Origin of the sequence: Streptomyces subrutilus (assembly GCF_008704535.1) — a bacterium.
Lineage (GTDB): Bacteria > Actinomycetota > Actinomycetes > Streptomycetales > Streptomycetaceae > Streptomyces > Streptomyces subrutilus.
This window is the reverse complement of sequence record NZ_CP023701.1, coordinates 5721887-5736099: the sequence shown is the minus strand read 5'-3', so window position 1 is coordinate 5736099 and position 14213 is coordinate 5721887. Positions and strand designations below refer to the sequence as shown.

Below are 14213 nucleotides of genomic sequence, written 5' to 3'. Positions count from 1 at the left end.
CCGCCTAGACTGAAGGACGCAATCCATCATTCGAAGGAGTCGAGAGACCGTGACGGACATCGTCGACGAACTGAAGTGGCGCGGGCTGTTCGCCCAGTCCACCGACGAAGAAGCGCTGCGCAAGGCGTTCGCGGACGGTCCTGTCACGTTCTATTGCGGCTTCGACCCGACCGCGGCCTCGCTGCACGTCGGGCACCTGGTCCAGGTCCTGACCGTGCGCCGGCTCCAGCAGGCCGGGCACCGGCCGCTGGCGCTGGTCGGCGGGGCCACCGGGCAGATCGGCGACCCGCGGCCGACGGCCGAGCGGACGCTGAACGACCCGGAGACCATCGCGAACTGGGTGGCCCGGCTGCGCACCCAGATCGAGCCGTTCCTGTCCTTCGAGGGCGAGAACGCCGCGCTCATGGTCAACAACCTGGACTGGACGGCGGGCCTGTCCGCCATCGAGTTCCTGCGGGACATCGGCAAGCACTTCCGCGTCAACAAGATGCTGACGAAGGACTCGGTCGCGCGCCGGCTGGAGTCCGACCAGGGCATCAGCTACACCGAGTTCAGCTACCAGCTGCTCCAGGGCATGGACTTCCTGGAGCTGTACCGGCGCTACGGCTGCGTGCTCCAGCAGGGCGGCTCGGACCAGTGGGGCAACCTGACGGCCGGGCTCGACCTGATCCACCGGTTGGAGCCGGGGGCGCACGTGCACGCGCTGGCGACCCCGCTGATGGTCAAGGCGGACGGCACCAAGTTCGGCAAGTCCGAGAGCGGGGCCGTCTGGCTGGACCCGGAGATGACCACGCCGTACGCGTTCTACCAGTTCTGGCTGAACGTGGACGACCGGGACATCTCCACGTACCTGCGCATCCTCTCCTTCCGGACCCGGGAGGAGCTGGAGGAGCTGGAGGCGCAGACCGCCGAGCGGCCGCAGGCGCGGGCCGCGCAGCGGGCGCTGGCGGAGGAGCTGACCACGCTGGTGCACGGGGCGGGCCAGTGCGCGGCCGTGATCGCCGCGTCGAAGGCGCTGTTCGGGCAGGGCGAGCTGGCGGAGCTGGACGAGGCCACGCTGGCGGCGGCCCTCTCGGAGCTGCCGCACGCGCGGGTCGCGGAGCTGGGCCAGGTCGTGGACCTGTTCGCGGAGACGGGGCTGGTGGCGAGCAAGTCGGCCGGGCGTCGGACCGTGAAGGAGGGCGGTGCCTACGTGAACAACGTGAAGGTGACCGCCGAGGACGCGGTCCCCGGCGCTCAGGACCTGCTGCACGGGCGGTGGCTGGTGCTGCGCCGGGGCAAGAAGAACCTGGCCGCGGTGGAGGTCACGGGCGCCTGACGCCCGGCCGCTCCCCGGGGGAGCGCGCGGGAGGGGGCCGGTCCGGACGTGTCGTCCGGGCCGGCCCCTCGCGCGTCGGGCGGTCGCGCCCTAGATCGTCTGGCGCCTGTTGCCCCGGAGCGCGTTGTAGACGACGTCGCCGAGGCCGACGATGACGACGGCTCCGGCCAGTTGCAGCAGGTGCCGGATCCAGTCGATGCCCTTGGTGTCGTTGACGCCGATCCAGGTGGCGACGGCGTTGCCGAGGACGGCGCCGAGGATGCCGAAGATCGTGGTGAGCCAGATCGGCTGGTGCTGCTTGCCCGGCAGGATGGCGCGGGCAATCAGGCCCAGCACGAAACCGACGATGATCGCCCACAACCAACTCATGTCGAGCCTCCTCCTGGCGCGTTGTGCGCATGTCCGCCCAGTCTCGATCATGGGTGCGTACGGCGCATTTCGGACAGTGCCGTTCGGGGGACACCCACCCTCCCCGTGCGTGGCGGGGCGGCGTACCGTGGGAGGGTCCGGACCGGGGTGTGTCCGGCGGGTGATCGGGTGGTGGAGCAGGTGGAGCGGAACGCGCGGCAGAAGCGGAACGGGGCCGAGGTCTTCCGGATCACCGGGGCCAGGATGGGCCTCGCCGAGGACGTGCGCGGACGTCAGCGCCGGTACGTGATCTCCATGGTCATCCGGACGCTGTCGGTCATCGCGACCGTCGTGCTGTGGAACGTGGAGCGTCCCGTGGCGATCGTGACGCTGGTGGCGGGGGCGCTGCTGCCGTACGTCGCCGTGGTCATCGCCAACGCGGGGCGGGAGTCGGCGCCGTCGCTGCCCTCGCACTTCGTTCCCGCCCCTGTGCACCCCGCCCTGGAGGCGGGAAACCTCAAGAAGAGCTCAGATCAATCGTGAAGTTCCTGTGCACCGCACCGGGTCCTGCGTGACATACTGCCTACGCGCTCCGCATCCCCCGTCGGAGCGACGGACCGACGCCGGGCAGCTCCCCCCGTGGCTGCTCGGCGTCGCCTTTCCGTTCTAGGGTTGAGGCGTGAACTCCCCCGAATCCTCCGGCGCTCCCGCCCCCGTCTGTTCCGCCAAGGGCTGCCGCGACGCGGCCGTCTGGGTCCTGGCGTGGAACAACCCCTCGCTGCACGCGCCCGAGCGGCGCAAGACGTGGCTGGCGTGCGAGGAGCACCGCGCGCACCTGTCCCACTTCCTCGACCTGCGGGGATTCCTCAAGGACGTGGTGAAGTTCGACGAGTGGGTGCAGCCGGAGGGCTCGGAGCGGACCTGAACGCAGCGGCGGGGCCGGCGCTCCGCCGCGTCCGGTAGCGGCCGGCCGGGCCCGCTCGGCACGGCCGGCTCGGGCCGGTCTCAGCCGCCGATCGCCGACATCGGGCGGTCGGGCTGGAGGAAGGACGGGTCGTCGAGGCCGGATCCGGCCTTCTTGCCCCACATCGCCACCTTCCACAGCCGGGCGATCTCCTCGTCCGGCTGCCCCGAGCGCAGCGCGGCCCGCAGGTCGGACTCCTCGGTGGCGAACAGGCACGTGCGGACCTGGCCGTCGGCGGTGAGCCGGGTGCGGTCGCAGGCCCCGCAGAAGGGCCGGGTGACCGAGGCGATGACGCCGACGGTGGCCGGGCCTCCGTCGACGAGCCAGCGCTCGGCGGGCGCGGAGCCGCGCTCGTCGGCGCCTTCCTCGGTGAGGGTGAAGCGGGTGCGCAGGGACCGGAGGATGTCCCCGGCGGTGATCATGCCCTCGCGCTTCCAGCCGTGCTGGGCGTCGAGGGGCATCTGCTCGATGAAGCGGAGCTCGTAGGCGTTCTCCACGGCCCAGGCGAGCAGGTCGGGTGCCTCGTCGTCGTTGAGCCCGGGCATCAGCACGGCGTTGACCTTCACCGGGGTGAGGCCGGCCTCGCGGGCGGCCGCCATGCCGTCGATGACGTCGCGGTGGCGGTCGCGCCGGGTGAGGGTCTTGAAGACGTCGGGCCGCAGGGTGTCCAGGGAGACGTTCACCCGGTCCAGGCCGGCGGCCTTGAGGGCCTGCGCGGTGCGCTTGAGGCCGATGCCGTTGGTCGTGAGCGACATCCGGGGGCGGGGCTCCAGCGCGGCGCAGCGCTCGACGATCCCGACCAGGCCGGGGCGCAGCAGCGGCTCGCCGCCGGTGAAGCGGACCTCGGTGATCCCGAGCCGGGTGACGGCGATGCGGATCAGCCGGACGATCTCGTCGTCACTGAGCAGGTCCGACTTCCCGAGCCACTGCAATCCCTCCTCGGGCATGCAGTACGTACAGCGCAGGTTGCACCGGTCGGTGAGCGAGACGCGCAGGTCAGTGGCCACGCGGCCATACGTGTCGAGAAGCACTCTGGGCCCCCTCCCCTGTCCGGTTCGTAGAGGTGCGACGCAGTGTGGGTTGTCCTGCGGCGTCGTCTTCGAGCCTACGCGACGGTCCTGCCCTCCAGGGGTGCCCGAATGAACGAGACGCGGCGCGGCCGCGTCGTAGAGAAGTACGACGCGGCCACGCTGGGTGTTCGGACGATGTCAGTGAGCGCCTGTTCCGGTGAGGGATCGCACCTCCAGCTCGGCGAACTTCTGCGCGTCGGCCTTGTCCTTGGACAAGACGGTTCCCAGCCATCCGAGCAGGAAGCCGAGCGGGATCGAGATGATGCCCGGGTTCTCCAGGGGGAACCAGTAGAAGTCGGAGTCCTTGAACATCGAGGTGGGCTTGCCGGAGACGACCGGGGAGAAGAGCACGAGGACGACGGAGGACAGCAGGCCGCCGTAGATCGACCAGAGGGCGCCCGAGGTGGTGAAGCGCTTCCAGAAGAGGCTGTAGAGGATGGTCGGCAGGTTGGCGGAGGCGGCGACCGCGAAGGCCAGGGCGACGAGGCCGGCGACGTTCAGGTCGCGGGCGAGGGCGCCGAGGCCGATGGCGACGGCGCCGATGACCACGGTCGACCAGCGGGCGGCGCGCACCTCCTCCTTCTCGGTGGCCTTGCCCTTGCGGATGACGTTGACGTAGAGGTCGTGCGCGAAGGACGAGGAGGAGGCGAGGGTGAGCCCCGCGACCACGGCGAGGATGGTGGCGAAGGCGACCGCGGAGATCACGGCGAGCAGCACGGCGCCGCCGGTGGAGCCGGCGCCGCCGCCGACCTCCTGGGCGAGGAGGGGCGCGGCGGTGTTGCCTGCCTTGTTCGAGGCGAGGATGTCGGCCCGGTTGAGCAGGGCCGCGGCGCCGAAGCCCAGCGCGATGGTCATCAGGTAGAAGGCGCCGATGATGCCGATGGCCCAGTTCACGGACGTGCGGGCGGCCTTGGCCGTGGGGACGGTGTAGAAGCGGATCAGGATGTGCGGCAGGCCGGCGGTGCCGAGGACCAGGGCGAGTCCGAGCGAGATGAAGTCGAGCTTGGTGGTGGCGTCCTTGCCGTACTTCAGGCCGGGTTCGAGGAACGTGGCGCCCTGGCCGCTGTTCTCGGCCGCCTGGCCGAGCAGGGAGGAGATGTTGAAGTCGAACTTCAGCAGCACCAGGAAGGTGATCAGCAGGGCGCCCGCGATCAGCAGCACCGCCTTGATCATCTGGACCCAGGTGGTGCCCTTCATGCCGCCGATGGTCACGTAGAGGATCATCAGGATGCCGACCAGGGCGACCACGGCCACCTTGCCGCCGTCGCTGGTGATGCCCAGGAGCAGCGAGACGAGCACGCCGGCGCCGGCCATCTGGGCGAGCAGGTAGAAGATCGAGACCACGATGGTGGAGGTTCCGGCGGCGGTGCGCACGGGCCGCTGGCGCATCCGGAACGCGAGGACGTCGCCCATCGTGTAGCGGCCGGAGTTGCGCAGCGGCTCGGCGACGAGCAGCAGCGCGACCAGCCAGGCGACGAGGAAGCCGATGGAGTAGAGGAAGCCGTCGTAGCCGAAGAGGGCGATGGCTCCGGCGATGCCGAGGAAGGACGCGGCGGACATGTAGTCGCCGGAGATGGCGAGGCCGTTCTGGAAGCCGGTGAACTGACGGCCGCCCGCGTAGAAGTCCGCGGCGTCCTTGGTCTGGCGGCCGGCCCAGATCGTGATGACGAGGGTGGCGACGACGAACAGCCCGAACAGGGTGATGATCAGCGGCCGGTGCTCGGTGGCTCCGACCGCGAGGGTCGCCAGGGGGGCGGCGCTGCTCATTCTCCGGCCTCCATGCGGGACTTGATGGCCGCGGCCTTGGGGTCGAGCCGGGCGGCGGCGTAGCGCGAGTACAGCCAGGCGATCAGGAAGGTGGTCGCGAACTGGCCGAGGCCGAGGACGAGGGCGACGTTGATGTTGCCGAAGAGCCTGGTTCCCATGAAGTCGCCGGCGTAGCTCGACAGCAGTACGTACAGCAGGTACCAGGCGATGAAGGCCACGGTCAGCGGGAAGGCGAACGAGCGGAAGGAGCTGCGCAGTTCGGCGAAGTCGGGGCTCTCCTGGACGCGGGTGAAGTCCTCGGCCGAGGGGGGAGCCGCGGGCCTTCCCGCGTCGTCCTGCGGTGGCGCTGCTGCGTCGTTGGTCGTCACGGGGGGCTCTCCTAGTGGCGCGGGTGCGAGGGGGACGACGGACAAAACAACCTCCGTGTAGGGGGACCGTGTTGCCGATCCCCCCTGTCAACGGCACGGACGGCGTGTCGGGACGGTTCAACACCCCCCGTTTCTTTGAAGATTGATTTCTCGAACGGATGGCGCAGAAGGGAACAGCGGTACTAGGTTTCCGTGTCATACACCCCGCCCGGCGCGACCGCGTCCGGGCGGCTTTTTCACGGATGATGTGGAGAACCCATGGCGCATCTGGGGTCACGTACCGCTCGGAAGCACGGCCGTCTCGCCGTCCCGGTCGGCCTGGCGCTCACCGCTTCGCTCGCCTTCCTTCCGACGGTCGCGGCCTCCGCCGCACCGCTGGGGAACACGGCGGCCGCGAGCACGGCGGCGAAGCCCGACACCTCCGGCCCCAAGATGTCCTACGTGGCGAACCTGACCGCGTACGGCACGGTGAAGCAGGCGAAGAAGGCCATCGAGCGGGCCGGCGGCACGGTGGTGACCTCGCACGACAAGATCGGCGTGGTCGTCGCCCATTCGCAGAACCCCGAGTTCGCCAGGCAACTGCGCGCGCAGCGAAGCCTGTTCGTGTCCGTGGGCGCCACCCGTACCGCCCCCTTGACGACGGTGCAGACCACCGAGGAGGGCACGACGCAGCGGCTGAGCGCGGCGGACGCCGCCAAGGCCGCGGCGCAGGCGGCGCCGGGCCAGGAGCCGCTGGAGTCCAACCAGTGGGACCTGCGGGCCATCAAGGCCGACCAGGCGCACAAGATCAACGACGGCAGCCGGAACGTCACGGTGGGCGTCATCGACACGGGCGTCGACGACACCCACCCGGACCTCGCCGCGAACTTCTCCAAGGCGCAGTCGGCCAACTGCGTCGGCGGTGTCGCGGACACCTCCGAGGGCGCGTGGCGCCCGTACGCGGACGGCAGCGACCACGGCACGCACGTGGCGGGCACGATCGCGGCCCCGCGCAACGGCGTCGGCGTCAGCGGCGTCGCCCCCGGCGTGCAGATAGCCGCCATCAAGGTGAGCGAGCCCGCGACCAGCCTCTTCTACACGGAGGCCGTCGTCTGCGGCTTCATGTTCGCCGCCGAGAAGGGGATCGAGGTGACCAACAACAGCTACTACGTCGACCCCTGGTACTTCAACTGCAAGACGGACGACGACCAGAAGGCGCTGGTGGAGGCCCTCAGCCGGGCCAGCAAGTACGCCGAGCGCAAGGGCGTGCTCAACGTCGCCGCGGCCGGCAACGAGAACTACGACCTCTCGGCCGACTCGATCACCGACGAGACCAGCCCGAACGACACCACCCCGGTGCCGCGCACCATCGACCCGCGGGTCTGCCTCGACGTCCCGACGCAGCTCCCGGGCGTGGTGACGGTGACCGCCACCGGCGACAAGGGCTTCAAGTCCTACTACTCCAGCTACGGCCTGGGCGTCGCGGACGTCTCGGCCCCCGGTGGCGACAAGTGGCAGGTCCCGGCCACCCCGGACGCCAACGGCCGGGTGCTGTCGACCGTCCCGGGCGGCGGCTACGGCTACAAGCAGGGCACCTCGATGGCGACCCCGCACGTCGCGGGCGTCGCGGCGCTGCTCAAGAGCGCCCACCCGCGGGCCACGCCCGCGCAGCTCCAGGCGATGCTCAAGGGCCAGGCCACCAAGACGGCCTGCCCGGCGCAGGTCTACGACGCCACCGGCACCCTCGTCGACGCCACCACCTGCGAGAGCAAGTGGGGCCAGACCGGCTACTACGGCTACGGCGTGGTCGACGCGCTGAAGGCCGTCAAGTAGCGGACCGCACGCGCGAGGGCCGGGCGGGGTCTCCCCGCCCGGCCCTCTCCGTCGTTCAGGCCTTGATCATCACCTTGAGGGCGCTGCGGTCGTCCATGGCCCGGTAGCCGTCCGGAACCTCGTCCAGGGCGACCGTGCGGTCGAACACGGGGGCCGGGTCGATGACGCCGCCGAGCACGTCCTCCAGCAGCTCGGGGAGGTACGCGCGGACCGGGGCCACGCCGCCGCGCAGCGTGATGTTCCGGTCGAACATGACGCCGAGGTCGAGTCCGGTGCCGCTGCCGTGCGGGACGCCGACGTAGCCGACGGCCCCGCCGTCGCGGGTGATGTTCACGGCGGTGCGCATCGACATCTCGGTGCCGACCGCCTCGATGACGGCGTGGGCGCCCCGGCCCCCGGTGAGCTCGCGCACGGCGGCCTCGGCGGCCTCGGCGCGTTCGGCGACGATGTCGGTGGCCCCGAAGAGGGTGGCGATGTCCGTGCGCGCGGTGTGGCGGCCCAACGCGATGATCCGCTCGGCGCCCAGCCGCTTCGCCGCGAGCACTCCGCACAGGCCGACCGCGCCGTCGCCGACGACCGCGACCGTGGAGCCCGCGCGCACCCCGGCCCCCAGGGCGGCGTGGTGGCCGGTGCCCATGACGTCGGAGAGCGCGAGCAGGCCGGTCAGCAGGTGGTCGTCGGAGGCGGCCTCGGCGGGCAGCTTCACCAGGGTGCCGTCGGCGTGCGGGACGCGGACGGCCTCGCCCTGGCCGCCGTCGTGGCCGACCGAGCCCCAGAACCCGCCGTGTTCGCAGGAGGTGTACAGGCCCTCGGTGCAGTAGTCGCAGGTGCCGTCCGACCACATGAAGGGGGCGACGACGAGGTCGCCGGTGCGCAGCCCCGACACGGCGGAGCCGGTCTCCTCGACGACGCCGAGGAACTCGTGGCCGATGCGCTGGCCGGGCCGGCGCGCGGACTCGCCGCGGTAGGCCCAGAGGTCGCTGCCGCAGATGCAGGCGCGCAGCACGCGGACGACGGCGTCCTCGGGACTGCGGATCGCGGCGTCGGGCACCTCCTCCACGCGGATGTCGTACGGGGCGTGGATGACGGTGGCGCGCATGGTGGTGCAGTCCTCCGGCTAGGGGTGGGTGGCGTCGGGTGCGACGTCCCCACCGTACGCCCGGGCCCGGGCGAGCACTCCGCCGGCCAGCAGGTACTGGGCCGCCAGGTAGGTGGCCATGATCCAGAAGTCGGGGCGGGGCGGCTGCGGCCAGGCGGCGACCCCGGTGGCGATGAGGGTGTCGGAGAGCAGGAACAGCGCCCCGCCCGCCCCGGCCCACGCGCCGAACGCGCTGGAGCGGTAGGCCATGGCGGTGAGCAGCAGGCTGTAGCCGGCGACGGGCACGCGCAGTTCGGGCGGCAGGTCCCCCCACAGCAGGGCGACGGTCCCGAGCAGGGCGACGGCGTACGCGCCCGCGAGCACGGGGCTGGTCCTGCCGCGGCCGAAGAGCACGAGGTAGCAGACGTGGCCGGCGGCGAAGGAGCCCATGCCGACCAGGAAGGCGGGGTCGGCGTCGAAGAGCAGGGCCAGGTCGCCGCCCCACCCGAAGAGCAGGGCGGCGACGAGGAGGCGGGGCGCGCCGCGGGTGAGGACGTACGCGACGAGCAGCGGCATCAGCAGCGGCTTGAAGACCAGGTGGCCCGGGTCCCAGCCGGCGAGGAGGGACCCGAGGTCGCCGGCCGCGGCGAGGGCGAACCCGGCCAGGGCCGCCCGACCGGCGCGCTCCCGGCGGTCGGGGGCCGGCCCGTCGGCCCGTGAGGGCGCGGAGGTCCCGGCGGACCGCGCGGCGCTCACGCGCCGGCCCCCCGTACGGGCTGGGCGACTCCGGCGGGGGCGGACCCGGGACCGTGCTCGGGGGCGGAGACCGCTGCGGCGGGCACGGAAGCGGGCACGGAGGCCCGGGCCGGTACGGGAGCGCTCACCGCGGCGGCTGCGGACCCCGGCACGGAGGCGGCTGCGGGGGCCGGGGCATGAGCCGGGGCCGGGGCCGGCTGCCAGCCGGGGCCGCCGAAGACGCGGCCGGCGCGCTCGCGCCAGTCACCGGCGGCGCGGACGTCGCGGGCGATGGCGGCGTACTCGTGGGTGGCCACGCGCAGCGGGTTGTAGGTGCCGATGTTCTTGGTGAGCCCGAAGACGGGCCGGTCGGTCTCGCCCACCCAGGAGCCGAACATCCGGTCCCAGACGATCAGGATGCCGCCGAAGTTGCGGTCCAGGTAGCTGCCCTGGGAGGCGTGGTGGACGCGGTGGTGCGAGGGGGTGTTGAACACGTACTCCACCGGGCGCGGCAGCTTGCCGATGCGCTCGGTGTGGATCCAGAACTGGTAGACGAGGTTGACCGAGTAGCAGAAGGCCACGGCGGCCGGGTGCACGCCGAGGGCGATCATCGGCAGGTAGAACGGCCAGGAGGTGGCGCTCGTCCAGGGCTGGCGCAGGGCGGTGGTGAGGTTGAACCTGCGGCTGCTGTGGTGGACGACGTGGCAGGCCCACAGGATGCGGATGACGTGGTGGCCGCGGTGCTGCCAGTAGTAGAGGAAGTCCTGCGCGAGCAGCATCAGCAGGACGGTCCACCACAGCACGGGGACGCGCAGCGGGGTCAGTTCGTAGACCGCCGCGTAGACCAGGGCGATCGGGATCTTCCAGAGGAAGTCGAAGACGAGGCTGCCGAGTCCCATGCCGAGGCTGGTGACGGCGTCCTTGGTCTCGTACCCGGCGGCGTCCTCGTCGGGATGGATCCGGTAGCTCACCAGTTCCACGACGGTGAGCAGCACGAAGGCTGGTATGGACCACAGCACGACATCGGGCAGGTTCGGCATGTCCGCACCATAAAGGCGCCTCCGGGGGTGCCGCTAGGGGTTGTTACCGATCGGTATCCGACGGGGTTACCGGCGGTTCTCCCGCCGGCCGCCCGGCGGGGCGGCCCGGTGCGGTGCCGGGCCGCCCCGCCGGGCGGTGTCACCAGACGCGGACCGAGCCGCCGCGGGCGAAGGCCGGGCTGGTGGCCCCGGCCGGGACCTCGGTCAGCGGTTCGGCGATCTCCGAGACGAGGGGGCCGGCCTTCGCGGCCACCGCGTCGAGGAGGGCGAGGTCGAAGCCGTAGACGCGGGCGGCGTTCCCGCCGACCATCGCCGCGACCTCCTCCCTCGGGAGGCCCGCGTAGGCGATGCGCAGGCCCTCGCGGGAGAAGGGGGTGGTGCCCTCGTCGTGGGGGTAGTCGCTGCCCCACATGATCTTGTCGAGGCCGATCCGGTCCCGCAGCGGCACCTCGTGGGGGCGCATGAAGCTCGCGCCCACGAAGCAGTTGTCCCGCCAGACCTCGCTCGGGCGCCGGCCCATCGAACCGGCCAGGCCCGCGCCGAACTTGGACTCGGCCGTGGCCGAGGCCGCGACCAGGCGGCGGTGGTAGTAGTCGAGCATGTCCAGCACGCCCGGTATCCAGCCCGAGCCCTGCTCCGTCAGGACCAGCTTCAGCCCGGGGTGGCGGTGGAAGGCGCCGCCGAAGACCAGGTGCCACAGGGCGCGGTGCGAGAACCAGGTGGTCTCCACCATGAAGACGGCCCGGGCGGCCGGTTCGTCGCCGAGCGGCGGGGAGGCCGAGCCTCCGTGGTGGTTGACGGGCACGTCCAGCTCCTCGCAGACCGCCCAGATGGGGTCGTACGCGGCCGAGTGGAGCTCGGGCACCCCGGAGCCCGGCGGGGCGCCCGGCAGCAGGATGCCGCCGGTCAGGCCGGCCTCCTTCGTCCGGCGGACCTCCCGGACCGCCGCGTCGACGTCGCCCAGCAGGATCTGGGCCACGCCGGCCCGCCGTCCGGGGGCCTCGGCGCAGAAGTCCGCCAGCCAGCGGTTGTGGGCCTGCAGGCCGGCCAGGCGCAGCTCGAACTCCGCCGCCGTGGGCTGCTGGGCCATCAGCGAGGCGTTCGGGAAGAACGGCGGGACGGTGTTGGGGAAGAGGACCTCCGCGACGATCCCGTCGGCCTCCAGTTCGGCCAGCCGGCGCTGCGAGTTCCAGTTGCGGTCCGCGGTGTCCGCGAGCAGGTCCTCGTACGGGTTCACGTAGGAGGCGGCCCAGGCGTCGAACTCCTCGTGGTGGCGCCGGGCCAGGTATGGCTTGTAGTCGAGCAGGTCGGCGCCGGCGTGGCAGTCCGCGGAGACGACCGTGTAGCGGTCCTCCCCCGGGGCCCGCCCGCCCGGTCCGCGCACCGCCGTCCGGCCGTCCGGTGCCCTCCGCTCGTCCGGTGCCCTCCGTTCGTCCTGCGGCGTCCGGTCGTCCGGTGCGTTGCGCGCGGTCATCGGTCCACCCCCAGCACCGGGAAGTCCTCGCCGGTCAGCCAGTGGCGGCCCACCGCGCGCGACCGGGCCCAGGAGGCCTCCACCGCCGTCTGGTCGGCGCTCTGGCCCAGCTCGGCCGGGGTGGGGCCGATCCGGCGGGCCAGCGGGGCCAGCCGCCCGGTGTCGAAGCCGAAGACCTCGGCCGCGGCCAGGCCGAGCATCCGGCGGGTCTCGGCGACCGGGATGTCGTGGAAGGTGTTCTTCAGCCAGGTGCGGGTGTTCGGCCAGGTCCCCTCGGGGTGCGGGAAGTCCGAGCCCCACAGGATGTTGTCCACCCCGATCTCGTAGCGCTGGGCCAGCTCCCGGCGCTTGGTGTTCGTGGCGCAGACGAAGACCTGCCGGTCCAGGTACTCGCTGGGCGGCCGCTTGAGCTCCTCGAACGGCGAGAGCTTCTTGCCGCCGTGGGCGCCGAGGTAGAGGCGGTCCATGAACCAGAGCTGGTTGGGGAGCCACCAGCAGCCCGACTCGGCGATGCCGAACTTCAGGCCGGGGTGGCGCTCGAAGACGCCCGACCAGAGCAGGAACCACAGCGGGCGGGCCGGCCACCAGGTCACCTCGGAGACGAAGATGCCCAGGTGGTCGCCGTACTCGTGGCGCGGCGAGGATCCGGAGTGCGTGACGACCGGCATCCCGGTCTCGGCCGCCGCCGCCCAGACGGGGTCGTAGCGCCGGTCGTGGTAGGGGGCCTTGTCCACCCACATGGCGGGGATCATCAGCGCGCCGAGCCCGGACTCCTTGGCCCGGTGGACCTCCGCGACGACCTTCGCCGGGTCGCCGGTGATCGGGAGCAGGGCGACGCCGCAGTGGCGTTCGGGGTGCTGCGAGACGAACTCGGCCAGCCACCGGTTGTGCGCCTGCGCGCCCGCCATGCCGAGCTCGGGGTCCTGGTCGCCGGAGAGGCCCAGGCCCACGCCGAAGGGGGCCGCGGTCTGGCTGTCGACGGCGTCCGCGTCGGGGAAGACGACCTCGGCCGCGACACCGTCGCCGTCGAGTTCCTTGATCCGCTGCCCGGTGTCCCAGCCGCCCTTGAGGCCCTCCTCGTGGTCGTGGAACCACTTCTCGGCGAAGGCCTCGTTGCGGACGCCGAGCCGGGTGGCCTCGGCCCGGCGCGCGTCGCGCTCGCCGAGGAAGGCGTCGAACCGCGGGTGGAAGCGGGAGTCGAGGTACGGGCGGTACAGCTCGGTGGGGAGGCCCGCGTGGCAGTCCGAGGAGATGATCAGGTACGGGTCCGGGTCGGGCGCGGGGTCGCGGCCCGGTTCGCGGTCCGGGGTGCGGTCCGGGTGGTGCGCTTGGGTGTCAGGCACGGCGGGCCCCTCAGTCGAGGATGAAGCGTTCCAGGTAGGCGGGGTTGGCGCGGTCGAGCATCGACCGCGAGCGGGCGCGGATCTGGCGGTCGCTGTGCTCGCTCGGCGGCAGCATCCAGAAGCGGTCGGCGCGGATGCCGTCGACGACGTGGCCGGCGACCTCCTCCACGGGGGTGAAGTGCACCGCGTGGCCCGCCTCGCGCATGGCGGACTCGTACTGGTCGAGGCTGCGGTACGGGGCCCTGCGCGGGCGCTCCTTCGCGTACCGCTCGGGCCGGTTGCGGTGGGACTCCCACAGGCCGGTGCGCAGCATGTGCGGTCCGGGGAAGAGCACGGAGGCGCCGACGGCCGCGTCCTCCGCCCTGAGGTGGGCGTAGAGGGACTCCGTCATGGTGACCACGGCCGCCTTGGTGACGGCGTAGACGGAGGCGGTGGGCAGCGGGGCGATGCCGCCGTCGCCGGAGGAGGTGTTCACGACGTGACCCGGCGCGCCGCCCGCGATCATGCGGGGGACGAAGGCCTGGATCCCGTGGAAGACGCCCCACACGTTGACGGAGAAGGCCCACTTCCAGTCGTTGGGTTCGTGCTCCCACATGCGGCCCTCGGCTCCGGAGCCGACGCCCGCGTTGTTGCAGAGCACGTGGACGGCCCCGAAGGCCTCGTAGGCGGCGTCGGCGAGGGAGACGACGCTGTCGCGGTCGCTCACGTCGACGGTCCGGGCGAGCACTTCGGCGCCCTGCCCGGCCAGTTCGCCGGCGGCCTTGCGCAGGGCGGCCTCCTCCACGTCGGCGAGGACGACCTTCAGGCCCTCGGCGGCGAAGCGGCGGGCCATCGCGAGGCCGATGCCGCTCGCGGCGCCGGTGACGACGGCCACCTGTCCCGGTTCCAGTCGCATC

At 72.2% G+C, this 14213-nt stretch carries 14 protein-coding genes; 4 read left to right on the top strand and 10 right to left on the bottom strand.

Going from position 1 to position 14213, the window contains the following annotated elements:
• Positions 1–49 precede the first annotated feature (49 nt).
• Positions 50–1318, top strand: a complete 1269-nt coding sequence (gene tyrS, locus CP968_RS25425) for a tyrosine--tRNA ligase (protein WP_150520209.1) — start codon at positions 50–52, stop codon at positions 1316–1318.
• Positions 1319–1408: 90 nt separating this feature from the next.
• On the opposite strand, the gene CP968_RS25420 is transcribed toward tyrS, so the two are convergent.
• Positions 1409–1687 (bottom strand): GlsB/YeaQ/YmgE family stress response membrane protein, encoded by a 279-nt coding sequence (locus tag CP968_RS25420; RefSeq protein ID WP_150520208.1) that lies wholly within the window; start codon positions 1685–1687, stop codon positions 1409–1411.
• Between the two features lie 243 nt (positions 1688–1930).
• Between CP968_RS25420 and CP968_RS25415 the strand changes: the two genes are divergently transcribed.
• Entirely contained in the window at positions 1931–2209 is a 279-nt protein-coding gene (locus CP968_RS25415) for a DUF3099 domain-containing protein (RefSeq protein WP_150522120.1), read from the top strand.
• A gap of 136 nt (positions 2210–2345) precedes the next feature.
• The gene (locus CP968_RS25410; protein WP_150520207.1) at positions 2346–2591 is read left to right on the top strand and encodes a hypothetical protein; all 246 of its coding nucleotides are present in this window, start codon (positions 2346–2348) and stop codon (positions 2589–2591) included.
• Between the two features lie 80 nt (positions 2592–2671).
• On the opposite strand, the gene moaA is transcribed toward CP968_RS25410, so the two are convergent.
• The 3 genes from moaA to CP968_RS25395 form a co-directional block, all read right to left on the bottom strand.
• Entirely contained in the window at positions 2672–3661 is a 990-nt protein-coding gene (gene moaA / locus CP968_RS25405; RefSeq protein ID WP_150520206.1) for a GTP 3',8-cyclase MoaA, read from the bottom strand.
• 177 nt (positions 3662–3838) lie between these two features.
• Positions 3839–5467: a solute symporter family protein gene (locus CP968_RS25400; protein WP_150520205.1), complete on the bottom strand. Its 1629-nt coding sequence runs from the start codon at positions 5465–5467 to the stop codon at positions 3839–3841.
• A complete protein-coding gene (locus tag CP968_RS25395) occupies positions 5464–5835 on the bottom strand; it encodes a DUF485 domain-containing protein (RefSeq protein ID WP_150520204.1) in 372 nt (123 codons plus the stop codon). The genes CP968_RS25400 and CP968_RS25395 overlap by 4 nt, the downstream gene beginning before the upstream one ends.
• A gap of 258 nt (positions 5836–6093) precedes the next feature.
• Between CP968_RS25395 and CP968_RS25390 the strand changes: the two genes are divergently transcribed.
• Positions 6094–7647, top strand: a complete 1554-nt coding sequence (locus CP968_RS25390) for a S8 family serine peptidase (RefSeq protein ID WP_150520203.1) — start codon at positions 6094–6096, stop codon at positions 7645–7647.
• Between the two features lie 55 nt (positions 7648–7702).
• Here the strand turns inward: CP968_RS25390 and CP968_RS25385 are convergent, their stop codons facing one another.
• The 6 genes from CP968_RS25385 to CP968_RS25360 form a co-directional block, all read right to left on the bottom strand.
• Positions 7703–8746, bottom strand: coding sequence for a zinc-dependent alcohol dehydrogenase family protein (locus CP968_RS25385; RefSeq protein ID WP_150520202.1), 1044 nt, complete (start codon positions 8744–8746; stop codon positions 7703–7705).
• A gap of 18 nt (positions 8747–8764) precedes the next feature.
• Positions 8765–9481, bottom strand: a complete 717-nt coding sequence (locus tag CP968_RS25380) for a lysoplasmalogenase (RefSeq protein ID WP_150520201.1) — start codon at positions 9479–9481, stop codon at positions 8765–8767.
• Positions 9478–10500: a sterol desaturase family protein gene (locus tag CP968_RS25375; protein WP_150520200.1), complete on the bottom strand. Its 1023-nt coding sequence runs from the start codon at positions 10498–10500 to the stop codon at positions 9478–9480. Before CP968_RS25375 ends, CP968_RS25380 begins: the two co-directional genes overlap by 4 nt.
• 139 nt (positions 10501–10639) lie before the next feature.
• Positions 10640–11974, bottom strand: coding sequence for an amidohydrolase family protein (locus CP968_RS25370; protein ID WP_229886663.1), 1335 nt, complete (start codon positions 11972–11974; stop codon positions 10640–10642).
• Positions 11971–13233: an amidohydrolase family protein gene (locus CP968_RS25365; RefSeq protein WP_150522118.1), complete on the bottom strand. Its 1263-nt coding sequence runs from the start codon at positions 13231–13233 to the stop codon at positions 11971–11973. Before CP968_RS25365 ends, CP968_RS25370 begins: the two co-directional genes overlap by 4 nt.
• Positions 13234–13327: 94 nt before the next feature.
• Entirely contained in the window at positions 13328–14212 is an 885-nt protein-coding gene (locus tag CP968_RS25360; protein ID WP_150520199.1) for an SDR family NAD(P)-dependent oxidoreductase, read from the bottom strand.
• Position 14213: the final 1 nt, after the last annotated feature.

Bases quoted from the DNA above. Each gene is read 5' to 3' on its own strand.
- CP968_RS25420 (WP_150520208.1), bottom strand. From the start codon at position 1,687: ATGAGTTGGTTGTGGGCGATCATCGTCGGTTTCGTGCTGGGCCTGATT.
- CP968_RS25415 (WP_150522120.1), top strand. From the start codon at position 1,931: ATGGGCCTCGCCGAGGACGTGCGCGGACGTCAGCGCCGGTACGTGATC.
- CP968_RS25400 (WP_150520205.1), bottom strand. From the start codon at position 5,467: ATGAGCAGCGCCGCCCCCCTGGCGACCCTCGCGGTCGGAGCCACCGAG.
- CP968_RS25390 (WP_150520203.1), top strand. From the start codon at position 6,094: ATGGCGCATCTGGGGTCACGTACCGCTCGGAAGCACGGCCGTCTCGCC.
- CP968_RS25385 (WP_150520202.1), bottom strand. From the start codon at position 8,746: ATGCGCGCCACCGTCATCCACGCCCCGTACGACATCCGCGTGGAGGAG.
- CP968_RS25375 (WP_150520200.1), bottom strand. From the start codon at position 10,500: ATGCCGAACCTGCCCGATGTCGTGCTGTGGTCCATACCAGCCTTCGTG.
- CP968_RS25370 (WP_229886663.1), bottom strand. From the start codon at position 11,974: ATGACCGCGCGCAACGCACCGGACGACCGGACGCCGCAGGACGAACGG.
- CP968_RS25360 (WP_150520199.1), bottom strand. From the start codon at position 14,212: ATGCGACTGGAACCGGGACAGGTGGCCGTCGTCACCGGCGCCGCGAGC.